The sequence below is a fragment of the Polaromonas sp. genome (genome assembly GCF_041689105.1).
GTDB lineage: Bacteria > Pseudomonadota > Gammaproteobacteria > Burkholderiales > Burkholderiaceae_C > Polaromonas.
On record NZ_JBDNGU010000048.1, the window covers coordinates 1 to 21535 of the forward strand.

Consider the following 21535-nt stretch of genomic DNA (forward strand, 5'->3'; position numbering starts at 1 on the left):
CACCACGGCCGCCTGGCCGAAGAAGTTGGTGAACCAGATCAGGTTTTTCTGCTTTTTGATCAGCGTCAGGTAGTTGGCCAGCACGGTGGAAAAGCGGCTGTCCAGCTGCACGCGTTCGACCGCCTCGCCCTTGTCCAGCGCAATCGACTCGCTGTACTCGCGCACGCGCACCAGATGGTGGCGAAAGTCGGCCTCGTAACGCTGCTGCAGGAAGTTGAGCCGGATCTGCGGCCGCCCGATGTAGTGCGTGATGATGCTGCCCACCGTGCAATAAAGCACCGCCATCCAGACCATGAAACCCGGGATGTTGAAGCTGCTGCCGCCCAGGGTAAAGGCAAACGGCCCGGACAGGCTCCACAGGATGCCGACAAAACTCAGCAAGGTGACCACGGCGTTGAGCAGGCCCATGCTCAGCGAGATGGTGTAAGTGGTGAACAGGTTGAGGTCTTCCTGGATGCGCTGATCCGGGTTGTCGGGTGTCGCCGGCTGCTCGCCCGACGCTGTGTACCTGCCCAGCTCCATCTGGTAGAAGACATGGTTGGCCAGCCAGCGCTCCAGGTAGTGCGCGGTCATCCAGGCGCGCCAGCGGATCTCCAGCAGCTGCGTCAGGTAAAAGCGGTAAACCGCGATGATGATGAAGGCAAAAGCCAGGTAGGTGAAACGACCGAGCTGCTCCCAGAACACCGGCTGGTTTTTGTCCTGCACCGCGTCGTAGAAGACCCGGTTCCATTCATTGAGCAGCACCAGCATGTAGACCGCGGCCAGGTTCAGCAGCACGATGGCCAGCAGCAGGCCGCGCGCCTTCCATTTCTCCTCGGACTGGAAGTAAGGCCTGGTGAGCGCCCAGGTTTTACCGCAGAAGTCCTTGAACGCAGCGAACTTGCCGTGCGCAGCGGCGGCCGGGGTGGTCATGACCATGGGTGTTGTCCTTCTTGAACGGGGAGTGAGCGTCAGTGTAGTGCGGCCTCTGTCGCCTGAGTGAACGCTGGAGTAAGGCGATATGGCTACGATGGTTCCATGAACACTGCGACTTCATCCCCTCCCTCCCTCGACGGCAGCATTGACTGCAGCGTGCGCGGCTCCGTGCTGCTGATCGCCATCAACCGCCCGGCCAAACGCAACGGTTTCACGCCGAAGATGTTCCGTGAACTCGGCGAGGCCTACACGCGGCTGGACGATGACCCGGCGCTGCGCGTCGGCGTGCTGCATGCGGTCGGCGATCATTTCACCGCCGGGCTGGACCTGCCCACCATCGCGCCGCTGATGCAGCGCGGCGAAAAGGCGGTGCCTCTGGGGCTGGTCAATCCGCTCGATCTGGGTATGGAAGGTTACCGGCGCCGCAGCAAACCCATGGTGGTGGCGGTGCAGGGCATCACCTACACGCTGGGCATCGAGTTGATGCTGGCCGCCGACATCGTGGTGGCAGCAGATGATTGCCGATTCTCACAGCTCGAAGTCAAGCGCGGCATCATGGCGACCGGCGGGGCGACCCTGCGCATGGCAGAGCGGGCCGGCCTGGGCAACGCCCTGCTGCATCTGCTGACAGGCGACGAGTTCGGCAGCGCCGAAGCCCTGCGGCTGAACTTCGTGCAGAAGGTGGTGCCGGCCGCGCAGCTGCTTGATGAAACCCTGCGCATCGCCGAAGCCATTGCCGCCCAGGCGCCGCTGGCCGTGGTCGCGACGCGCAACAACGCGCTCAAGGCGGTGGAGCAGGGCCCGCTGGCCGCCATGCAGGACTTCATCACGGTGCAGCAAGGCCTGTCGCGCAGTGAAGACGCGGCTGAAGGTGTGCGCTCGTTTGTGGAAAAGCGGCCGGCGAAGTTTCAGGGCCGCTAGTGTGGTGTTGCATGCTTGATGGAACAAATAAAACCGGTGGATTTTTGCTCAGGGCTAGGCGCAAACCACAGCCATAGCCCGGCTATGGCGCGGATTTGCAACGACGCCCTGGGTGAAAAGACGCGGTTTTATGTTCCAGATAGCGTGCAAAACCACACTAGTTTGTCTGTCATCCCGGGCGTGACCCGGGATCCATGTCGTATGCACCACCGGCCTACGGGCTTGCTGACATGGATGGCAGATCAAGTCCGCCACGACAAGCCCGACTTGTCAGGAGAGCTGGTTCGACACACCGCTGACCACATGGCCCGAAGGCACATGCTGCGACGCTGAATCGACATGACCGGTCTGGTCGTCGAAGAAGAAATCCGGTTCGAACTCGCGCAGAAATTCGCCCTTGGGCAGGCCGCCCAAAAACATGGCTTCATCAACCTCAATGTTCCAGTCCATCAGGGTGCGGATGGCACGCTCATGCGCCGGGGCGCTGCGCGCCGTCACGAGCGCGGTGCGTATGCGCATGCGCGAGGTGCCGACCTGCTGCAGCCGGTGCAGCGCTTCGAGCAGCGGCTTGAAGGGGCCGGCCAGCAGCGGCTGCGCCGCCTTGTCGCGCTCATGCGCCTGGAAGGCCGACAGGCCCTGCGACTGGAACACGCGTTCGGCCTCGTCCGAAAAAATCACCGCGTCGCCGTCGAAGGCGATACGCACCTCGTTCGGGTGTTTGTCGCTGGCATGGGCTGAATGCGGGTAGACCTGCGCCGCAGGCACGCCGGCGGCCAGCGCGTCGCGCACGTCGCTCAAGTGGGCCGACAAAAACAGGTTGGCATGCAGCGGCTTGAGGTAGCGCCAGGGCGCCTCACCGCGGTTGAAGGTGCCGCGCTGGATGTTCAGGCCGTAGTGCTGGGCGGAGCGGAACACGCGCATACCCGAGACCGGGTCGTTGCGGGACAGGATGACGACCTCCACCCGCTGGGGCAGCGCAACGCCGGAGGCGCCCTCTTTACCAGCCAGGGCCGCGGAACCGGCTTCGCCGGGCCGCAGGCGCAGCGCCCCCTCGGGGGGCAGCGCAGTACGCGAAGCGACAAGCGTGGGGGCTAGAGGGTCGGGCGCATCGTTGAAGGCCAGCAGTTTTTTGACGAGTGAAAACGCCACACCGGGTTTGGCCGGCACGTCGAGCCGGTCCAGCTGCAGCTGCATGTAGGCCGCGTCTTTTTTGGCGCCGGGCGCGGGGGGCTGCCCCATGCCGTCCTCGAAAACGCGGTTTTCTTCCTCAAAGTCAAACAATGCGCGCGATGAAATCGCCACCACCAGTTGTCCGTCCAGATTGGCTGCCATGGGTTTACCTGTTTACTGCGGGAGTTGACCGCTGAAATGGACTGTTGTTTAACGATAGCTCAAGTGTGCGCCATTGTCCGCAAGCCAGGCCATCCAGCGGCCACTGGTCAGCGCGCGAAACCTGCCGGATGCCATGGGCGATCAGCTGCGTGGCGCGGATGATGCCGGCATGCGTGATCCACACCGCGTCGGCGGGGCCGGCCACGGCGTCGAAAGCGTCGCCTACGCGCGCCATCACCGCGCGCACGGTCTCGCCGTGGCCGCCCACTGCATGGCCGGCAAAGTCTGCGGTCCAGGCATCGAACTCGCCTTGGGCAATCGCGTCCCAGCGCCGCCCCTCCCAACTGCCGAAGTCCATTTCCCTCAGGCGGGCGTCGGTTCTAAGTATCAAATCAGGCCGCAGCCCTTGCAGAAACTGGGCAAGCTGCTCACATCTTTGTAGCGGCGAGGTGCTGACCCGGGCGCCTTGCGGCAGCAGCCGGGACAGGTCCAGGGCGCATTGGCGGGTGGCTTGCGGATCGGCCGGAACGTCCAGCGCACCGTAACACTGGCCGGGCGGCAGCAGCACCGGCGCGTGGCGCACCAGCCAGAGCCTCATGCCAGACCCAAGGCCAGCCCCAGGTAGAAAGCAATCTCGCAGACTTGCTGCGTCGCACCCAGGCAGTCACCCGTGAAACCGCCCAGACGGCGCGTGAACAGCCGACCCATCCACAGCAGCGCAATCACGGAAAAGCTGAGGGATGCTATCAAAGCAGTAGCGTTCAACGCATAGCTGACGAGGGCTAGAGCCATAAAACACCATAAAAATGCGACCCCCAGGCTGCTCAGACTGATCTGGTCGGCCAGTGGTTTGGACTTGGAAGTCGCGCTGTCGCCCACATGCGGCAACACGCGAATCAGCAGCAGAGGCAGGCCGCGGGAGACGACATGGCCGCTGAACAGGGCGGCCGGCACCAGCCAGGCTTCCGGTGCGAAGTCCGCTTCCTCCATGGCGGGCAGCCCGGCTTCAACGGAGCCCAGCAGGGCGATCAGCGCCAGCTTGCAGCCCAGCACCAGCACCAGCGCCAGCGCACCGAAGGCGCCGATGCGCGAGTCTTTCATGATCTCCAGCGCACGCGGCGCATCGCTGCTGCCGCCCAGCCCGTCGCTGACGTCGGCCAGGCCGTCTTCGTGGAAGGCACCGGTCAGCAGCACGGTGGCGACGGTCGACAGTGCGGCGGCAACCAGCGGGGTGAACACGGTCAGGGGGAGCAGGGCGGTCAACAAGGCATACACGCCCGCCGCCACGGCGCCGACCAGCCAGCCGACGCCGGGGAAATGCGCGGCGCTGGCACGCAGCATGGCCGGGCTGTAACCCGCCCACGCTGCCAGTGCCCCGGTCACCGGAATACGGGTGAAAAACTGGACGGCCAGCAGGTAGTGGCGGATGAACTGAAGCATCAGTTTTTCCCGCTGACCCCGGCCGAGTCAAAACTGGCCATCTCGGCCATGAAGAGGGCTGCCGACTGCAGCAGCGGCCAGGCCAGCAGGGCGCCTGTGCCTTCGCCCAGGCGCATGTCCAGGTCCAGTAACGGGCTGGCTTGCAGATGGGCCAGCAGCAGGTGGTGCCCGCGTTCTGCCGAGCGGTGGCAAAACACCATGTAGTCCCTGGCCTGCGGCAGCAGGGTGCAGGCGACCAGCGAAGCGGCGCCGGCAATAAAACCATCAACCAGCACCACACGGCGCTCGCTGGCGGCTTGCAGCATCGCGCCCGCCATCATGGCGATCTCAAAGCCGCCCAGCGCGGCCAGCACCGCCAGGGGCTCACGGGTGTCGGCATGGCGGGCGAGGGCGCGTGTGAGAACAGCTTGTTTGTGCGCCAGTTGCCCATCGTCCAGGCCGGCGCCACGTCCGACCACATCGCTGACCGGTAGCCCGGCCAGCCGGGCCAGCAGCAGGGCGGCAGCGGAGGTGTTGGCAATGCCCATTTCGCCAAAGGCAATCACGTTGCCGGGCAGGCCGCGCACGACCTCCATGCCGGCCTGCAGCGCCTGACCCGCCTGCGCCAGTGACATGGCTGGGCCGGCGCAGATGTTGTGGGTGCCGGCGGCGATTTTCCGCTTCAGCAACTGCGGGTGATCGGCCAGCTCGGCGGTCACGCCGGCGTCCACCACTTGCAAGGCAAAGCCGTGCTGGCGCGCAAACACATTGATGGCCGCGCCGCCCGCCAGCATGTTGCCGACCATCTGCAGCGTCACGGCCTGCGGAAAGGCTGATACGCCTTCGCTGGCAATGCCGTGGTCGGCTGCAAAAACCACCATTTGCGGTGCGTTGAACGTGATGGTTTCGTTGCGCTGGATCAGGCCGAGCTGCAGCGCGAGCCGCTCCAGCGCTCCGAGGGCACCCTGAGGCTTGGTCTTGTGATCGATCTGGTGCTGCAGCCGGGCTGCCAGGGCGGCGTTCGCGGTTGGTTCAATCGCTGGCAGGAGAAGGGGTGTGTTGACGGTCATCGGTAATTTTTTTGAGGCAGGCGGGGCAAAAACAGCTGGCAAAGCTGTGCTCGACGCCCTCTCCCGCTTGGGCGGGAGAGGGTAGGGGTGAGGGTGGGTTCGGCGCACCGACCGGCATGATGTGCGGCAGCTTGACGCACCAGCACGCGCCGTCCCCGCCAAGTATGTCTGCCCCCACGCTTGTCGCTTCGCGTGCCTTCGGCGTTGCGCTGCCCCTTTCAGTTGAGACGGGGGCCGTGCTTGCTTGGGGCGGCCCTGCGCGGCGCACCATGCCACAACGAAAAGCCTCCCCGCAGGCAGGGCAGACTGAATTGGACGGCGCCGCAGCCATGAATCGTTGGCCTCAGGCCTGCAAAAACAGTCGATAGACCGGGTTGTCGGTCTCTTCCACATGGGGGTAGCCGAGAGTGTCGAGAAAGGCCTTGAAGGCCTTGTTGTCGGCCTGGGGGACCTGCAGCCCAACCAGGATGCGGCCGTAGTCTGCGCCCTGATTGCGGTAGTGAAACAGGCTGATGTTCCAGCCCGGCTTCATCGTGGACAAAAACTTCATCAGCGCACCCGGCCGCTCCGGAAACACAAAACGCAGCAGGCGTTCGTCTTTGGACAGCCCGCTGTGCCCACCCACCATGTGGCGAATGTGTTCTTTGGCAAGCTCGTCGTGGGTCAGGTCCAGCGACTTGAAGCCGTGTTTGCCGAAGTTGTTGGCGATTTTGGTACTTTCGCCCTTGCCGTGCGTGGTCAGGCCGACAAACACATGGGCTTGCCTGGCATCGCTGATGCGGTAGTTGAACTCGGTCACGCTGCGCGGGCCGCCCGGCAGCTCGCCAATCAGCTCGCAAAAGCGCCGGAAGCTGCCGCGCTCCTCGGGAATCGTCACCGCGAACAGCGCCTCGCGCTCTTCGCCCACTTCGGCGCGTTCGGCGACAAAACGCAGGCGGTCGAAGTTCATGTTGGCGCCGCACAGGATGGCCGCGTAGGTTTCACCCTTGGTCTTGTGCGTGGCCACGTACTGCTTGATGGCCGCCACACTCATGGCGCCCGAGGGCTCGACAATGCTGCGGGTATCAATGAACACGTCCTTGATGGCGGCGCAGACCGCGTCGGTGTCTACCGTGATGAATTCATCGACCAGTTCGCGGCTGATACGAAAGGTTTCCTCGCCCACCAGCTTGACGGCCGTGCCGTCGGCAAACAGGCCGACATCGCTCAGGCTCACGCGTTTTCCTGCGGCCACCGACTGCACCATGGCGTTTGAGTCGCTCATCTGCACGCCGATGACCTTGACCTCGGGGCGCACCGCCTTGATGTAGTTGGCGATGCCGGAGATCAGGCCGCCACCGCCTATGGCCACAAACACGGCGTCGAGTGAGCCCTTGCCCGTGGTCTGGATCTGTCGCAGGATCTCCATCGCAATCGTGCCCTGGCCGGCAATCACGTCCGGGTCATCAAACGGATGGACAAAGGTCAGACCATTCTTTTTTTCCAGCTGGACGGCATGCAGGTAGGCGTCCGAATAACTGTCGCCGTGCAGGATGACCTCGCCGCCAAAGCCCTTGACCGCATCAACCTTGACCTGCGGTGTGGTCACCGGCATGACAATCACGGCGCGGGTTCCCAGCTTGTGCGCGCCCAGCGCCACGCCTTGTGCGTGGTTGCCGGCCGAGGCACAAATCACGCCTTTCTTGAGCTGGGCCGCGCTCAGATGCGCCATCTTGTTGTAAGCGCCGCGCAGTTTGAAGCTGAACACCGCCTGCTGGTCTTCGCGCTTGAGAAGTACGGTGTTGTGCACGCGTTTGCTCAGATTTTTTGCGGGTTCCAGGGCGGACTCGACGGCGACGTCATAGACGCGGGCGGTCAGGATTTTTTTCAGGTAGTCCGCAGGCGTGAGGGCTTTGGCGGAAGCAGGGCGGGCAGCAGGTTTTGGAGGGGTGGGCATGGTTTTCTCGCAGTCCCGAATCATAAGGGGCAAGAAAAAAGGCCCAGACCTTGCGGTCTGGGCCTGTAAATCCACCCTTTCAGGGATGGAGGAGACAAATGGCGGCATGAAAAAAAGTCGGGTTCATGCGATGATTTCAGTATAGCGGAGGCATGTTGCACCGCAACAATATTTTGTTGCGAAAATTAAACAACTGCCTCTAATTTTTGACCAGGCAGGTCGCGTTTGAAGAGGTGATTGATGGAATGCACTGTGAGCTGGACGGGCGCCCACGCAAGCGCGGGTGATGCGGCATCGGGTTCCCCCATGGGGTTTCTGGCCACCACGGGCAGTGGGCATACGCTGCTGATGGATGGGGCGCCGGACGCCGCCAAACCTGAAAACGGCGGCGCCAACCTGGCGCCGCGTCCCATGGAGACGGTATTGGCCGGCACCGGCGGATGTACCGCCTACGACGTGGTGTTGATTCTCAAGCGGGGCCGCCACGACGTACGCGGCTGCACGGTCAGGCTCACGTCGGAGCGCGCCGAGACCGACCCCAAGGTGTTCACCAAAATCCATATGCATTTTGTTGTCACCGGGCGCGGCATCGCCGCCAGCGCGGTGGAGCGTGCCATTGCCATGAGCCACGACAAATACTGCTCGGCCACAATCATGCTCGGCAAAACCGCCGACATCAGCACCAGTTTCGAATTGATCGCGGCCTGATTTCAAGAAAAATCAGCCTGCAGCCCTTATCGGACAAGCGCTAGCAGCTACTAAAAACGTAGCAAATCAGATGTAATGCGCGGTCGTGGTCATGACCTTGGCCGACGCCCGCATCACCGCCTTGACGGGGCCGGGCAACCCGAGCGCCCCGGCGCCTTGCGCTTCCTGTGCATGGCGCGCTTCATCGTCCTTCATTTGCGCCACGATGGCGCGCGAAGCATGGTCGCCCTGCGGCAGGCGCTCCAGGTGGCTGGCCAGATGTGCCTCGACCTGGCGCTCGGTTTCCACCACAAAACCCAGGCTGACCCGGTCCCCCAGCCTGCCCGCCAGCAAGCCCAGGCCGAAAGCACCCGCGTACCACAGCGGATTGAGCAGCGACGGGCGCGCGCCCAGCTCGTCCAGCCGCTCGCGCGTCCAGGCCAGATGGTCGCCTTCTTCCTTGCTGGCCGCCAGAAACTGCTCCCGCAGAAGCGGATTGCGCGTACTGAGGGCCTGCGAGGCATACAGCGCCTGCGCGCAGACCTCGCCGACATGGTTGACACGCATCAGCGCGCCTGCCAATGCCTTGTCGGGCGTGCTCAATTCAGTGTTTTGTCCCGCCACCGTCGGGCAGGCGCGGCTGGCGTGCGGTTTGGCAAACAAGGTGCGCAGGGCGCTGTCGGCGGCATTGAGAAGGATGTCCATAGGGCGAATAGGGAGGGTAGAGGGGGCTCAACAGGGCAGACAAGACTGATTATCCCCGGGGAACCGGATTTGGAACGGTTCTCTCCTCAGAGGCGGCTTGGCAGAAGGGGTTTGGCCCCCGCGGGCGGCCGCAGCTTTTTTTAAACCATTCTTCCGCTCTGCGCAAGCCAGGGCTGTGACCCGAAGCAGGAAAGGGCAAGGGGGGGGGCGTCATTTGTTGCAGGTGTGCAACGAAAATGGATTTAGCGGGCTAATTTCTTTGCGAAAGCTCTCAGCCTCTGGTGCAATACATACAACTTCCTAAATGGAGGTTGGCCCGGGGATCCAAAATCCTGGAGCCCTATGTTTAACCTTGGAGAAACTCTCAATGAAAAAATCCCTAGTCGCTTTGGCTATTCTGGCTGCTGCCGGCGTGGCTTCGGCCCAGTCTTCCGTGACCCTGTTCGGCGTGGTTGACGCTGTCATCCAGCACGGCTCCGGCTCCGGCGTCGGTTCTTCCAGCAAGACCCAGCTGGGCAACTCTGGTTACAACTCCAGCCGTCTGGGCTTCCGTGGTACGGAAGACCTCGGCGGTGGCATGTCCGCTTCCTTCTGGCTCGAAGCCGGCGTCAACAATGACAACGGTTCCGGCGCTAACACCAGCACCAACAACCAGGCAACCGGTGCTACCGGTGGCGGCGGTCTGACTTTCAACCGTCGTTCGACCGTCAGCCTGGCCAGTGGCCTGGGTGAACTGCGTCTGGGCCGTGACTACACGCCTCAGTTCTGGAACCAGACCGTGTTTGATCCGTTCGGCACCAACGGCGTGGGCACCACCCAGACTTTGGTCTCGGGCCTTGGCGGTGCGACTGCTGTTCGCGCTTCCAACAGCATCGGTTACTTCCTGCCAGGCAAACTGGGCGGCTTCTACGGCCAGTTCCAGCACTACTTGGGTGAGAACAACCAGACCGGCGCCGCGACTGAAGACGACGGCAAAGGTTCTGCCATCCGCCTTGGTTACGCCAACGGCCCGGTCAACGTGGCTCTGGCAACGTCCAGCACCAATTTTGCGACCGGTGACATCAAGTCCACTAACCTGGGTGGCTCATGGAATTTCGGCGTCGCTCAAGTGATGGCTTTGGTCACCCGTGACAAAGTTGAATCATTGGCCAATGTGACCGGCAAGGGTGCCTTGATTGGTGGCTTGGTTCCTATGGGCGCCGGTCAGATCCGTGTGGCTTACTCCACCTACAAAACCAACGCTGCTGGTACACCAAAATCCAGTAGGATTGCTCTTGGTTATGTGCACAACCTGTCCAAGCGTACCGCTCTGTACACCACGTTTGCGCGCGTGAGCAACAGCGGTGGTGCAGCTTCCGCCCTGAACGGTGCCGTGACTGCAGCGAACGCACGTTCGACCGGTTACGACTTCGGTATCAAGCACTCCTTCTAAATTGATGGCTGGCCTGGTGTCAGCTTCAATGAAGAAAGTTTAAAAAGCCGCCTTCGGGCGGCTTTTTTTATGGAGAGACGAAAAATGAGGAATGCTGCTGTATGCAAAATTTACTGAACAGGCGCTGCGGGCGGATTGTGCTGGCTGTGCTGGGCCTGATGCTCCTGGTGGGTTGTTCGGCGCTGCGGTCGGGGGCGGGTGATCCTGCCGCCGAGTCTGCTCTGGCCACGACGCCTTGGGCCCAGGCGTCATCTGGCGGCAATACACCGGTATGGCGACATTACAAATTGCCAGGCAAGCAGCCCAGCCGGTTCAGCTACATGCGCCATGACGGTCGCAATGCCATGGCGGTCACATCGGAATCTTCTGCCAGCATGCTGCGTCAGGCGGTGCGCATGGAGCCCGCCGAGCTGATCAGCGTGCGCTTCTCGTGGAAGGTGCCTGAGCTGATGGCACAGGCCGATATGGCCTTGCGCGACGCCGACGATTCCCCGGTACGTATCGTGCTGATTTTTGAAGGTGATCGCGACAAGTTCTCTCCCAAAAATGCCATGCTGTCGGAGCTGGCCCGCACACTGACCGGCGAAGAACTGCCCTACGCCACCTTGATGTATGTATGGTGCAATACGCGTCCTGCAGGCAGCGTGATTGTCAACCCGCGCACCGACCGGATACGCAAGCTGGTGGTTGAGTCGGGCACCAGCAAACTTCACCAATGGGTGGACTACGAACGCAATATCCACGCAGACTATCGAGCGGCTTTTGGCGAAGTCCCGGGCGCGCTGATTGGTATCGGCATCATGACTGACAGCGACAACACCCGCTCAAGCACCAAGGCCTGGTACGGGCCCGTCACCCTCAGGGCTGCCGCGCAAGCCCGATAGCCATTCTGGCCTGAGAGTTGCATGGATTCGGATGCATCGTCAGTTGTCTTCCGGGTTCTTTCATGCGGGCGAATTCAAGGGAAACCCCTTGTTTGCCCCAGATAGGCCGGTTGTATATTTGTTGCTTCCTTTTGAGAAAGAATCATGAAACTTCAACCCCTCCTGATTGCTGCTGCGGTCGCCGCAGTTTTTTCCACTGCTTCGGCAGTACATGCCAAGACCTTCAAGTGGTCGAGTGCCAGCGACATCCCGACGTTTGATATCCACTCCCAGAACAACGCACTGGGCAACGGTGTTCACGCCGCCGTTTATGACTCTCTGGTGTATTACAACAGCCGCACCTTCAAGATCGAACCCCAGCTGGCCACTGCATGGCGCGACGTCTCGCCCACGCAGATGCGTTTTACCCTTCGCTCTGGCGTCAAATTCAGTGATGGCTCACCCCTGACGGCCGACGATGTGGTTTTTTCATTGACGCGTGCCACGGCCAAAACTTCCAACTATGCGGTTTACACGCAGGGCATCGACAAGGTGGTCAAGGTCAACGATTCGACCGTGGATATCATGATGAAAGGACCCAACCCGGTGCTGCTGAACCAGTTAACCGAGCTGCGCATCATGAGCAAGGCCTGGGCAGAGAAGAATAAATCGACAGAGCCCAAAGACATTCGCGCCAAGGATGAAACCTTTGCGCACCGCAACGCCATGGGTACCGGGCCTTACATGGTCAAGGAGTGGCAGCCCGACCAGAAGCTGGTGCTTGTTGCCAATCCCAACTACTGGGGTAAAAACGAGTCGAACGTGACCGAGATTGTCTATACGCCCATCAAGTCAGAGGCGACCCGGGTGGCTGCCCTGTTGTCGGGCGAGGTGGATTTCGTTCTTGACCCGAGCATTCAGGATTTGGGGCGACTGCGCGGCACGGGCAACCTCAAGGTGATCGACGGCATCGAAAACCGTACCATTTTCTTCGGCATGGACCAGCATCGCGACGAGCTGCCAGGCTCGAACATCAAGGGCAAAAATCCGCTGAAGGACCAGCGTGTGCGGATGGCGCTTTACCAGGCCATCGACATCAACGCCATTCAGCGCGTGATCATGCGCGGCCTGAGCCAGCCGACGGGTGCCCTGGTGGCGCCGCAGGTTAATGGCTGGACCGAGGGCGTCCACAAGCGCCACCCCTACGATCCCGAGGCATCGAAGAAGCTGCTGGCCGAGGCAGGCTATCCCAACGGTTTTGAGGTGGACTTTGCCTGCCCCAACAACCGCTACATCAATGACGAGGAGATTTGCCAGGCTGTGACGGCCATGTGGTCGCGCGCCGGCATCAAGGCCAAGCTGCGGACCCTGCCGCTGGTGACATATTTTCCGATGATCCAGCGTTACGAAGCCAGCATTTACATGCTGGGCTGGGGCGTGCCTACCTTTGATGCGCTGTACAGCCTGCAGTCGCTCACGCGCAGTGTCGGCACTGGCGGCGACGGCAACTACAACGTCGGCCGTTACAGCAACCCGCGCATGGATTACATTGTGGACCGCGTGAAGGCCGAGACCGATCTGCCGGTGCGCAATCGCCTTCTGACGGAAGCCTTGCAGTTGTCCAATGACACGGTGTCGCATATTCCGCTGCACAACCAGATCATTCCCTGGGCGATGAAAAAGAACATTGACGTTGTTCACCGCGCCGACAACCGGCTCGACTGGCGGCTGATCAAGGTCAACTGAGATCGTCAAAAAAAAGGGCCTTTCGGGGCTCTTTTTTTAAATGTCATCTCTTTAAGTCTAAAGGAAATCCCGGTGTTGGCGCGATGCTTGCTCTGCTAGCATGGGCCTCGATTCATAACCTGTTCCCAGATGTTTGCATTTATTATCCGCCGCCTGCTTCAAGCCGTGATTGTGATGGTCGTCGTGGCCTTTATTGCATTCATGCTGTTCCAGTATGTCGGTGATCCGGTGGTGTTTCTTTTGGGGCAGGACGCGCGGCCGGATCAGATCGCCGAGTTGCGCGCCGATCTGGGACTCGACAAGCCTTTTTTTGTGCAGTTTGGTCATTTTCTCGTTAACGCTGCACAAGGTGAGTTTGGTTTGAGTCTGCGCCAGGGCGCCAAGGTTTCTCGTTTGATCGCCGAACGTTTCCCGGCGACGCTGGAGCTGGCTTTGGTCGCCGCCGTCATGGCTCTGGTGATCGGTGTTCCCATGGGCGTGTATGCCGCGCTGCGCCGCGGTACTTTTCTGAGCCAATTGCTCATGACCGTGTCGCTGGTGGGGGTGTCGCTTCCTACCTTCCTGATCGGGATCTTGCTGATCCTGCTTTTCTCGGTGGGCCTGGGCTGGTTTCCCAGCTTCGGTCGTGGTGAAGTGGTGCAGATGGGCTGGTGGAGCAGCGGGCTGGTGACCGCGAAGGGTTGGCATCACATCGTGCTGCCCGCAGTGACGCTGGCCATCTTCCAGCTCACCCTGATCATGCGGCTGGTACGCGCTGAAATGCTCGAAGTGCTGCGCACCGACTACATCAAGTTTGCGCGTGCGCGGGGGCTGTCCAACCGTGCCATTCACTTCGGGCACGCCCTGAAAAATACCCTGGTACCCGTGATGACCATCACCGGCTTGCAGCTCGGTGGACTGATTGCCTTTGCCATCATTACCGAGACCGTGTTTCAGTGGCCTGGCATGGGTTTGCTGTTTATCCAGGCGGTGACTTTTGCCGATATTCCCGTGATGGCGGCTTATCTGTGCTTGATTGCCCTTATTTTTGTGGTGATCAACCTGGTGGTTGACCTGCTTTATTTTGTGGTGGACCCGCGCTTGCGCGTGGGCAACGCGGGAGGCCATTGATGCTCGCTCCCCGACCCGCCCCAACCCTTAAGGCCAACGGCCGCGCTTTTGCGCAGATCAGCGAATTTCACCCTGAACTCACCGCTTTCCGGCGCGACTTGCACGCCCACCCCGAGCTCGGTTTTGAAGAGGTTTATACGGCCGCGCGCGTCAAGGAAGCGCTGCAGCGCTGCGGTGTGGACGAAGTGCATACCGGTATCGGCAAGACCGGGTTGGTCGCTGTCATCAAGGGCCAGCGCCATGCCAGCGGACAGATGATTGGCTTGCGGGCCGACATGGACGCGTTGACCATGACCGAGCACAACGACTTCGCGTGGAAGTCCCAGAAGAGCGGAATGATGCATGGCTGTGGCCATGACGGGCACACCGCCATGCTTGTCGGTGCTGCGCGGTATCTCGCGGCCACACGCAACTTTGACGGCACCGCGGTGCTGATTTTTCAGCCCGGGGAAGAGGGATTTGCCGGTGCCCGCGTCATGATCGAGGACGGCTTGTTCGACCGTTTTCCCGTCCAGGCGGTCTACGGCATGCACAACTGGCCAGCCATGAAACCCGGTACCTTGGGCATCAACGTGGGCCCCATGATGGCGGCAGCCGACCGTGTCACCATCGAGATCACCGGCCGGGGCGGGCATGGCGCCCACGCTTACATGACCGTGGACCCTGTGGTGGTGGCGGCACACATCATCACCGCAGTACAAAGTATCGTCTCGCGCAACGTCAAGCCGATGGACAGCGCCGTGGTCAGCCTGTGTGCGATGCATGCGGGTGATCCGGGTGCGATGAGCGTGGTGCCGGGCAAGGCCACCCTGGTGGGTACGGTGCGCACTTTCAACGCTGACGTGCAGGACCTCGTCGAGCGCCGTCTCAGTGAATTGTGCAGTGCCGTTGCATTGGGTTTTGGCGCAACGGCTTCTGTTCACTACGAGCGAATTTACCCGGCCACCATCAATTCGTTTGACGAGGCGCAACTCGTCATCGGCGTGGCTGAAGATTTGCTGGGTGCCGACCACGTGGTCCGCGACATGGAGCCGAGCATGGGGGCGGAAGATTTCTCCTTCATGCTGCAGGTCAAACCAGGCGCCTACATGCGCATCGGCCAGGGTGCTGACAACGGTGTCGGCAGCTGCTTCCTGCACAACTCCCGGTATGACTTCAACGACGACATCCTGCCTATGGGTGCCGCCCTGCATGCCGGCCTGGTGGAGCGGTCCATGCCTTTATCCGTGTAGATTCCAAGACATTTCCATCAACAGGAGAATTTCATGAATTTCAAGAAAAAAACAATTTTGGCCCTTATGGGTGCTGCCTTAAGTGCTACAAGTTTGGTAGCGTCGGCTGTTACGCTGCGTGTTGGCAACCAGGGCGATGCCCTGTCGCTGGACCCCCATTCACTCAATGAATCCCTGCAATTGACGGTGGTGGGCAATGTCTACGAGCCACTGGTCACGCGTGATCGCAGCTACAAACTGGCGCCTTCGCTGGCTACCGACTGGAAGCAGACCACGCCAACTGTCTGGCGCTTCAATCTGCGCAAGGGCGTGCAGTTCCATGACGGCACCCCCTTTACCGCTGACGACGTGATCTTCAGCTACGAACGCGCCAAGGGCGATGGCTCCGACATGAAGAGTTATGTCGGCCAGATCAAGGAGATCAAAAAAATCGACGACCATACCATCGACTTCATTCTGAACAATCCCTTTCCCATCTTGCCCGAGTTGTTCACACAGTGGCACATCATGAGCAAGAAGTGGTCCGAGACCAACCAGGCGACCAAGCCGGTGGATCGTCGCAAAGGCATTGAAAATGCCGCGTCTTTCCGCGCCAATGGCACGGGCCCTTACCGGGTGCGCGAGCGCCAGCCCAATGTCCGCACCACGTTCTCGCGCAACGGCAGCTACTGGGGCAAGATCGACGGCAATGTGGACGAGGTCATTTTCAACGTGATCGGCAACAACAGCACGCGCGTGGCCGCTTTGCTGTCGGGCGAGATCGACGTGATGGAGCCGGTGCCCGTTCAGGACGTGGCCCGCATCCAGGGCAACGCTGGCCTCAAGGTGCTGCAGGGCCCGGAGCTGCGCATCATTTTCCTGGGTATGGATCAAAAGCGCGACGAGCTGCAGTTTTCCAGCGTCAAAGGCAAAAACCCGTTCAAGGACAAACGCGTTCGTCAGGCCTTCTACCAGGCCATCGACATTGAAGCCATCAAAAGTCGCGTGATGCGCGGCGCGGCCACACCTGTGGCAACGCTGCTCGCCCCCGAGATCAAGGGTTACGCGCCGGACCTGGCCAAGCGACTGCCGTTTGATCTGGAAGCTGCCAAGAAGCTGATGGCCGACGCCGGTTATGGCGCAGGGTTTGAGCTGAAGATGAACTGCCCCAACGACCGATATGTGAACGATGGCGAAATTTGCCAGGCCGTGGCCGCCAACCTCTCACGTATTGGCGTCAAGATCAATCTCGAGGCCGAAACCAAGGGCACCTATTTCCCGAAAATTCTTCGCCGCGACACCAGCTTCTACATGCTGGGCTGGACGCCCAGCACGGTGGACGCGCACAACGTGTTGTACCCCATCATGTCCACACCGGGTGACGGTGGCCGTGGCCAGTTCAATCTGGGCGCCTACAGCAATGCGCGTATTGACGAGCTGACAACCCTGGTGGCTTCGGAGACTGACGACAAAAAACGCAACGCGATGATCCACGAGGCCCTGAAAATCCATCAGGATGAAATTGGGCATCTGCCTCTGCACCAGCAGGCGCTCAACTGGGCTGCCAAAAAGAACATTGAAATGGTCCAGTGGCCCGACAACGGCATGCCCTGGAAATTTGTCAAAGTCAATAAATAACCAGGCTTGATGAAAACTGCGCTTTCCCGACTGTGGGATGGCGACATCGGCTACAGCTTTCGCACCTCCCCGGTGGCGATGGCTGCGGCTGCGGTTGCCCTGATCTGTATTTTCTGCTCGGTGTTTGCCGGTTTTGTTGCCCCGCACAACCCGTTTGACCTGACGACGCTGGAGCTCAGTGACGCGCGCCTGCCACCGGCCTGGTCGGAGGGCGGCTCCACCAAATACCTGCTTGGCACTGACGACCAGGGCCGCGACATCCTGTCGGCCCTGATGTACGGCGCCCGGGTTTCTCTGGCGGTGGGGTTTGCTTCGGTGCTTTTGTCGGTTGTGTTTGGCGTGGGCCTGGGTCTGCTGGCCGGTTTCTATGGTGGCTGGATCGACTCGGCCCTGATGCGCCTGTGTGATGTGATGCTGTCGTTCCCGGCCATCCTGGTAGCCTTGCTGATAGCCGGGGTCGGTCGGGCGCTGTTTCCCAATGCGCAGGACTCGCTGGCCCTGGGGGTGCTGATTGTCTCGATCACGCTCACGGGCTGGGTGCAATACGCGCGAACGGTGCGCGGCTCAACCCTGGTTGAGCGCAACAAGGAGTACGTCCAGGCCGCCCGCGTGACTGGCGTTGCGCCGCTGCGCATCATGCGCCGTCATGTGCTGCCCAATGTGATGGGGCCGGTGTTGGTGCTGGCCACCATCCAGGTGGCTACTGCCATCATCACTGAAGCCACGCTGTCCTTTCTTGGTGTGGGCGCTCCGCCTACATCGCCCTCGCTGGGTACCCTGATCCGCATCGGCAACGACTACCTGTTTTCCGGTGAGTGGTGGATCACGGTGTTCCCCGGCCTGATGCTGGTGACGATTTCGCTGAGCGTCAATTTGCTGGGCGACTGGCTGCGCGATGCGCTCAATCCGAGGCTCAGATAGATATGGCCCCCACGCTTGTCGCTTCGCGTACTTCACTGCCCCCCGAGGGGGCGCATTTTTCCTTGGGGCGGCCCTGCGAAAAAACCTGTCCACTGGCTGATGCCTTGGTCATCGAGACATCCTAATGAGTCTTTTACAAGTAAAAAATCTGATCGTTGAATTTCCCGGCCGGCGCGGCACCCTGCGGGCGCTGGACGATATTTCGTTTGACATCGCGCCAGGTGAAATACTTGGCGTGGTCGGAGAGTCAGGCGCCGGCAAGTCGCTGACGGGCGCCGCCATCATCGGATTGCTGGAGCCGCCAGGGCGCATTGGCGGCGGGCAGATTCTGCTGGAAGGCGAACGCATCGACAACCTGCCTTACGAGCAGATGCGCCATATCCGCGGCCGCAAGATAGGCGCGATTTTCCAGGATCCGCTGACCTCGCTGAACCCGTTGTATTCCGTGGGTCGCCAGCTGATCGAAACCATACAGACGCATCTGCCAGTGACCGCCGCAGAGGCACGCGAGCGCGCCATCTCCCTGCTGCAAGACACGGGCATACCGGCGGCCGAGCAGCGCATTGGGCATTTTCCGCACCAGTTCTCCGGCGGCATGCGCCAACGCGTGGTCATTGCCCTGGCGCTGGCCGCCGAGCCGAAGTTAATCGTCGCCGACGAGCCAACCACGGCGCTCGACGTGTCCATCCAGGCGCAGATCATCATGCTGCTCAAAAGCATTTGCAAAAAACGCGGCGCTGCCGTGATGCTGATCACTCACGACATGGGCGTGATCGCCGAGACCTGTGACCGTGTTGCCGTGATGTATGCCGGGCGGATCGCCGAGATCGGTCCGGTTCATGAGGTCATCAATCACCCGTCGCATCCCTACACCGAAGGGCTGATGGCGGCGATTCCCGACATCACCCTGGACCGCGAGCAGCTCAACCAGATCGACGGTGCCATGCCGCGCCTGAATGCCATCCCGCCGGGCTGCGCCTTTAACCCGCGCTGCCCCAAGGTGTTTGAGCGCTGCCGGCAAGAGCGGCCCGACCTGCTGCCCGCTGGCGCGACGCGTGCCGCCTGCTGGCTCCACGATGTACCGGTGGGAGTGACGGCATGAGCGCCGTATTCAACGAAGTGAAAAGCGCGCGGGCCCCACTTGTCCAGGCGCATGATCTGGCCAAAAGCTTCGACGTGTCACCGCCCTGGCTGAACCGGGTGATCGAGGGCAAGCCCCGGCTGATGCTCAATGCTGTCGACGGCGTGAGCTTCGAGATCGAAAAAGGAACCACCCTGGCGCTGGTCGGCGAGTCCGGTTGCGGCAAAAGCACGGTGGCCAAACTGCTGGTGGGCCTGTACGAGCCGACCCGCGGCGGGTTGACCTTCGACGGACAGGATGCGCATGCTGCCTTCAAGACGCCTCAGGGCCGGAAGTTGCGCAGCCGCATCCAGATGATTTTCCAGGACCCCTACGCCAGCCTGAACCCGCGCTGGATCGTCGAGGACATTGTGGGTGAGCCATTGCGTGAACACGGGTTGATCACCGACGAGGCGCAACTCAAGGACAAGGTCGGCGACCTGCTCAAGTCGGTCGGCCTGTCGCCGCTGGATGGGCCCAAGTACCCGCACCAGTTCTCGGGCGGGCAGCGCCAGCGCATATCGATCGCACGTGCGCTCGCGACTGAGCCGGAGTTTCTGGTGTGCGACGAGCCGACTTCCGCGCTCGACGTCAGCGTGCAGGCGCAGGTCCTGAACATCATGAAGGACCTGCAGCGCCAGCGCGGGCTCACGTATTTGTTCATTTCGCACAACCTCGCGGTGGTGCGCCATGTGAGCGATCAGGTCGGCGTGATGTACCTGGGACGGCTTGTCGAACTCGCCGACAAGCAGACGCTGTTTGCAGCGCCTCGCCATCCGTATACACGCATGTTGCTGGACGCGATCCCGAAGATGCACGACACCGGCCGCGCCCGGACACCGGTGCAGGGCGAGGTGCCCAACCCGCTGAACCCGCCGACGGGTTGCACCTTTCACCCCCGCTGCCCGCATGTCAACGACCGTTGCCGCGCCGAGCGGCCGCAGCTCTTGACGATCCGGGGCGTGAAAATCGCCTGCCATGCGGTGGAAGAGGGACGTATTTAATTGCTATCGTTTTTGTAGCTAGTAGTGCTTTATGGGCAAGGGCTGGAGGCCGATTTCATTCATGAATCGGCGCAAGGTGGTGCCAACCCTTCAAAGCATTACGCTGCGCCTGCGGTTCGTTCCGGACAGTAGGAGCAACTCCCCACTCCCAACCCCCCGCCCTTCCCTCGCCCCGCTGGGCGATGGAAGGGAGCCGCATTCGGACGCGTGTGCTGCGCTCGCGTGCAAACATGACTGTCCCTATTTGCTGGTGTGTGTGCGCTTTGCGCTCGCACACCAGTTGTCATTCCGGCGAAGGCCGGAATCCATACCCGATCCCGACTCCGCACCCCCACCCGTCGGACTGGGCCGAGGAGCGCAGCCGAAAATGGATCAGGGCGAGCGATTGTCTGAGCCGAAGGCGAGTTCGAGCTCGACCCCGTTTTTGGCGAGCACCGCAGGTTGCCTGGAGCGAAGCGGAAGGACCCAGACCATCGGGTCGCCTTTCTTTTGGGTACTTTTCTTTGGCGACGCAAAGAAAAGTGCCTCGCCCGCCGGGGCGAGACCCGGCTTGCAAGAAGACCCAACGAAGCGCACGCTTGCAAAGGCCTTGACAGGCTCAGCCAGAACCAGAACCGAAGACCCTAAGCGTACCGCTTGCTCCGCAAATTGTTCTTCATCTCCCTGAGCAAAGGCTGCAGCTTTTCGCCGCCAATCCGCAGCGCCACGCAGGTCGCGAGGATGTCGATGATCATCAGGTGCAGCAGGCGCGACACCATGGGACTGTAGCGGTCGTAGCCTTCCGGGTGGTCGGCGGCCAGGTGGATGTGACCTGCCGAAGCCAGCGGCGAGCCGCTGGCGGTGATCACGATGGTGGTCGCCCCATTTTTGCGGGCAATACTTTCGGCATCCATCAGGTCGCGTGTGCGACCCGAGTTCGAGATGATCACCACGCAGTCCCCCGGCCCGAGCATGGATGCGCTCATGACCTGCATGTGGCCGTCGCTGTAGGCGATGGCATGGACGCCAAGGCGAAAAAACTTGTGCTGTGCGTCCTGCGCGACGATGCCGGAATTGCCGGCTCCGAAAAACTCGATGCGCTGCCCGGTCTTGTACGTAGCGGCCAGCGCCAGCGAGGCTCTTTCAATCGCCGCCGAGCTGGCGTCGTTGCGGTACTTCAGAAAGGCCGCGACGGTGTTGTCAATCACCTTGACCATGACGTCATTGGTCTTGTCGTCGGTATCGACACTGCGGTGGATAAAAGGCACACCTTCGCTGACACTGCCCGCCAGCTTGAGCTTGAAATCCGACAGACCGTCATAACCCACGCTGCGGCAAAAGCGGATGACCGTCGGCTTGCTCACATGCGCGCGCGAGGCCAGCTCGGTCACCGGCAGGTTGGCAAACGCACGGGGGTCGCTGAGTACCAGGTGCGCCACCCGCTGCTCAGCCGGCGCCAGCGAGGGTATCGAGGCCTTGATCCGGTCAAGCACTGGATACGCTCCACCGCCCGCGCACTGCATTCC

The 21535-nt window shown here is 61.5% G+C and carries 19 protein-coding genes; 11 read left to right on the forward strand and 8 right to left on the reverse strand.

What is annotated here, in order from left to right; all coding sequences use genetic code 11:
• On the reverse strand, positions 1 to 912 hold a 912-nt coding region (locus ACESMT_RS04215; RefSeq protein WP_372825344.1), incomplete at its 3' end, for an ABC transporter ATP-binding protein/permease.
• Positions 913 to 1017: 105 nt separating this feature from the next.
• On the opposite strand from ACESMT_RS04215, the gene ACESMT_RS04220 reads away from it, so the two are divergent.
• Positions 1018 to 1836 (forward strand): crotonase/enoyl-CoA hydratase family protein, encoded by an 819-nt coding sequence (locus ACESMT_RS04220; protein ID WP_372825321.1) that lies wholly within the window; start codon positions 1018 to 1020, stop codon positions 1834 to 1836.
• Between the two features lie 270 nt (positions 1837 to 2106).
• Here ACESMT_RS04220 and ACESMT_RS04225 read toward each other — a convergent pair whose 3' ends face one another.
• The 5 genes from ACESMT_RS04225 to ilvA form a co-directional block, all read right to left on the reverse strand.
• The gene (locus ACESMT_RS04225; protein ID WP_372825322.1) at positions 2107 to 3168 is read right to left on the reverse strand and encodes a 5'-nucleotidase; all 1062 of its coding nucleotides are present in this window, start codon (positions 3166 to 3168) and stop codon (positions 2107 to 2109) included.
• 4 nt (positions 3169 to 3172) lie between these two features.
• Positions 3173 to 3766: a histidine phosphatase family protein gene (locus ACESMT_RS04230; RefSeq protein WP_372825323.1), complete on the reverse strand. Its 594-nt coding sequence runs from the start codon at positions 3764 to 3766 to the stop codon at positions 3173 to 3175.
• Complete coding sequence (locus tag ACESMT_RS04235; protein WP_372825324.1) at positions 3763 to 4608, reverse strand: adenosylcobinamide-GDP ribazoletransferase; 846 nt, start codon at positions 4606 to 4608, stop codon at positions 3763 to 3765. Before ACESMT_RS04235 ends, ACESMT_RS04230 begins: the two co-directional genes overlap by 4 nt.
• Positions 4608 to 5657 carry a nicotinate-nucleotide--dimethylbenzimidazole phosphoribosyltransferase gene (cobT, locus tag ACESMT_RS04240; protein ID WP_372825325.1) on the reverse strand — a complete coding sequence of 350 codons (1050 nt, stop codon included), beginning with the start codon at positions 5655 to 5657 and terminating at the stop codon, positions 4608 to 4610. The genes ACESMT_RS04235 and cobT overlap by 1 nt, the downstream gene beginning before the upstream one ends.
• Before the next feature lie 343 nt (positions 5658 to 6000).
• Positions 6001 to 7593 (reverse strand): threonine ammonia-lyase, biosynthetic, encoded by a 1593-nt coding sequence (ilvA, locus tag ACESMT_RS04245; RefSeq protein ID WP_372825326.1) that lies wholly within the window; start codon positions 7591 to 7593, stop codon positions 6001 to 6003.
• 240 nt (positions 7594 to 7833) lie between these two features.
• Here ilvA and ACESMT_RS04250 point away from each other — a divergent pair, with 240 nt between their 5' ends.
• A complete protein-coding gene (locus ACESMT_RS04250) occupies positions 7834 to 8301 on the forward strand; it encodes an OsmC family protein (protein ID WP_372825327.1) in 468 nt (155 codons plus the stop codon).
• A 66-nt stretch (positions 8302 to 8367) separates the two neighbouring features.
• On the opposite strand, the gene coq7 is transcribed toward ACESMT_RS04250, so the two are convergent.
• Positions 8368 to 8985, reverse strand: coding sequence for a 2-polyprenyl-3-methyl-6-methoxy-1,4-benzoquinone monooxygenase (gene coq7, locus ACESMT_RS04255; protein WP_372825328.1), 618 nt, complete (start codon positions 8983 to 8985; stop codon positions 8368 to 8370).
• 367 nt (positions 8986 to 9352) lie between these two features.
• Here coq7 and ACESMT_RS04260 point away from each other — a divergent pair, with 367 nt between their 5' ends.
• From ACESMT_RS04260 to ACESMT_RS04300, 9 genes are all read left to right on the forward strand, one after another.
• Positions 9353 to 10417 (forward strand): porin, encoded by a 1065-nt coding sequence (locus ACESMT_RS04260; protein WP_372825329.1) that lies wholly within the window; start codon positions 9353 to 9355, stop codon positions 10415 to 10417.
• Positions 10418 to 10518: 101 nt separating this feature from the next.
• A complete protein-coding gene (locus ACESMT_RS04265) occupies positions 10519 to 11301 on the forward strand; it encodes a DUF3047 domain-containing protein (RefSeq protein WP_372825330.1) in 783 nt (260 codons plus the stop codon).
• Between the two features lie 144 nt (positions 11302 to 11445).
• Positions 11446 to 13026: an ABC transporter substrate-binding protein gene (locus ACESMT_RS04270; protein ID WP_372825331.1), complete on the forward strand. Its 1581-nt coding sequence runs from the start codon at positions 11446 to 11448 to the stop codon at positions 13024 to 13026.
• 129 nt (positions 13027 to 13155) lie between these two features.
• Positions 13156 to 14136: an ABC transporter permease gene (locus ACESMT_RS04275; RefSeq protein ID WP_372825332.1), complete on the forward strand. Its 981-nt coding sequence runs from the start codon at positions 13156 to 13158 to the stop codon at positions 14134 to 14136.
• The gene (locus tag ACESMT_RS04280) at positions 14136 to 15368 is read left to right on the forward strand and encodes a M20 aminoacylase family protein (RefSeq protein WP_372825333.1); all 1233 of its coding nucleotides are present in this window, start codon (positions 14136 to 14138) and stop codon (positions 15366 to 15368) included. Before ACESMT_RS04275 ends, ACESMT_RS04280 begins: the two co-directional genes overlap by 1 nt.
• A gap of 33 nt (positions 15369 to 15401) precedes the next feature.
• Positions 15402 to 16985, forward strand: a complete 1584-nt coding sequence (locus ACESMT_RS04285) for an ABC transporter substrate-binding protein (RefSeq protein WP_372825334.1) — start codon at positions 15402 to 15404, stop codon at positions 16983 to 16985.
• Positions 16986 to 16994: 9 nt separating this feature from the next.
• Positions 16995 to 17906, forward strand: a complete 912-nt coding sequence (locus ACESMT_RS04290; RefSeq protein WP_372825335.1) for an ABC transporter permease — start codon at positions 16995 to 16997, stop codon at positions 17904 to 17906.
• Positions 17907 to 18030: 124 nt separating this feature from the next.
• Entirely contained in the window at positions 18031 to 19008 is a 978-nt protein-coding gene (locus ACESMT_RS04295; RefSeq protein WP_372825336.1) for an ABC transporter ATP-binding protein, read from the forward strand.
• Positions 19005 to 20030, forward strand: a complete 1026-nt coding sequence (locus ACESMT_RS04300; RefSeq protein ID WP_372825337.1) for an ABC transporter ATP-binding protein — start codon at positions 19005 to 19007, stop codon at positions 20028 to 20030. Before ACESMT_RS04295 ends, ACESMT_RS04300 begins: the two co-directional genes overlap by 4 nt.
• Positions 20031 to 20653: 623 nt before the next feature.
• Here ACESMT_RS04300 and ACESMT_RS04305 read toward each other — a convergent pair.
• The gene (locus ACESMT_RS04305; protein ID WP_372825338.1) at positions 20654 to 21502 is read right to left on the reverse strand and encodes a MurR/RpiR family transcriptional regulator; all 849 of its coding nucleotides are present in this window, start codon (positions 21500 to 21502) and stop codon (positions 20654 to 20656) included.
• Between the last annotated feature and the right edge of the window lie 33 nt (positions 21503 to 21535).

What these genes read in the sequence shown, in the direction of transcription:
- coq7 (WP_372825328.1), bottom strand. Translation starts at nt 8,985, where the DNA reads ATGGACATCCTTCTCAATGCCGCCGACAGCGCCCTGCGCACCTTGTTT.
- cobT (WP_372825325.1), bottom strand. Translation starts at nt 5,657, where the DNA reads ATGACCGTCAACACACCCCTTCTCCTGCCAGCGATTGAACCAACCGCG.
- ACESMT_RS04285 (WP_372825334.1), top strand. Translation starts at nt 15,402, where the DNA reads ATGAATTTCAAGAAAAAAACAATTTTGGCCCTTATGGGTGCTGCCTTA.
- ACESMT_RS04290 (WP_372825335.1), top strand. Translation starts at nt 16,995, where the DNA reads ATGAAAACTGCGCTTTCCCGACTGTGGGATGGCGACATCGGCTACAGC.
- ACESMT_RS04225 (WP_372825322.1), bottom strand. Translation starts at nt 3,168, where the DNA reads ATGGCAGCCAATCTGGACGGACAACTGGTGGTGGCGATTTCATCGCGC.
- ACESMT_RS04265 (WP_372825330.1), top strand. Translation starts at nt 10,519, where the DNA reads ATGCAAAATTTACTGAACAGGCGCTGCGGGCGGATTGTGCTGGCTGTG.
- ACESMT_RS04250 (WP_372825327.1), top strand. Translation starts at nt 7,834, where the DNA reads ATGGAATGCACTGTGAGCTGGACGGGCGCCCACGCAAGCGCGGGTGAT.
- ACESMT_RS04235 (WP_372825324.1), bottom strand. Translation starts at nt 4,608, where the DNA reads ATGCTTCAGTTCATCCGCCACTACCTGCTGGCCGTCCAGTTTTTCACC.
- ACESMT_RS04270 (WP_372825331.1), top strand. Translation starts at nt 11,446, where the DNA reads ATGAAACTTCAACCCCTCCTGATTGCTGCTGCGGTCGCCGCAGTTTTT.
- ACESMT_RS04295 (WP_372825336.1), top strand. Translation starts at nt 18,031, where the DNA reads ATGAGTCTTTTACAAGTAAAAAATCTGATCGTTGAATTTCCCGGCCGG.
- ACESMT_RS04300 (WP_372825337.1), top strand. Translation starts at nt 19,005, where the DNA reads ATGAGCGCCGTATTCAACGAAGTGAAAAGCGCGCGGGCCCCACTTGTC.
- ACESMT_RS04220 (WP_372825321.1), top strand. Translation starts at nt 1,018, where the DNA reads ATGAACACTGCGACTTCATCCCCTCCCTCCCTCGACGGCAGCATTGAC.
- ACESMT_RS04260 (WP_372825329.1), top strand. Translation starts at nt 9,353, where the DNA reads ATGAAAAAATCCCTAGTCGCTTTGGCTATTCTGGCTGCTGCCGGCGTG.
- ACESMT_RS04275 (WP_372825332.1), top strand. Translation starts at nt 13,156, where the DNA reads ATGTTTGCATTTATTATCCGCCGCCTGCTTCAAGCCGTGATTGTGATG.
- ACESMT_RS04230 (WP_372825323.1), bottom strand. Translation starts at nt 3,766, where the DNA reads ATGAGGCTCTGGCTGGTGCGCCACGCGCCGGTGCTGCTGCCGCCCGGC.
- ACESMT_RS04280 (WP_372825333.1), top strand. Translation starts at nt 14,136, where the DNA reads ATGCTCGCTCCCCGACCCGCCCCAACCCTTAAGGCCAACGGCCGCGCT.
- ilvA (WP_372825326.1), bottom strand. Translation starts at nt 7,593, where the DNA reads ATGCCCACCCCTCCAAAACCTGCTGCCCGCCCTGCTTCCGCCAAAGCC.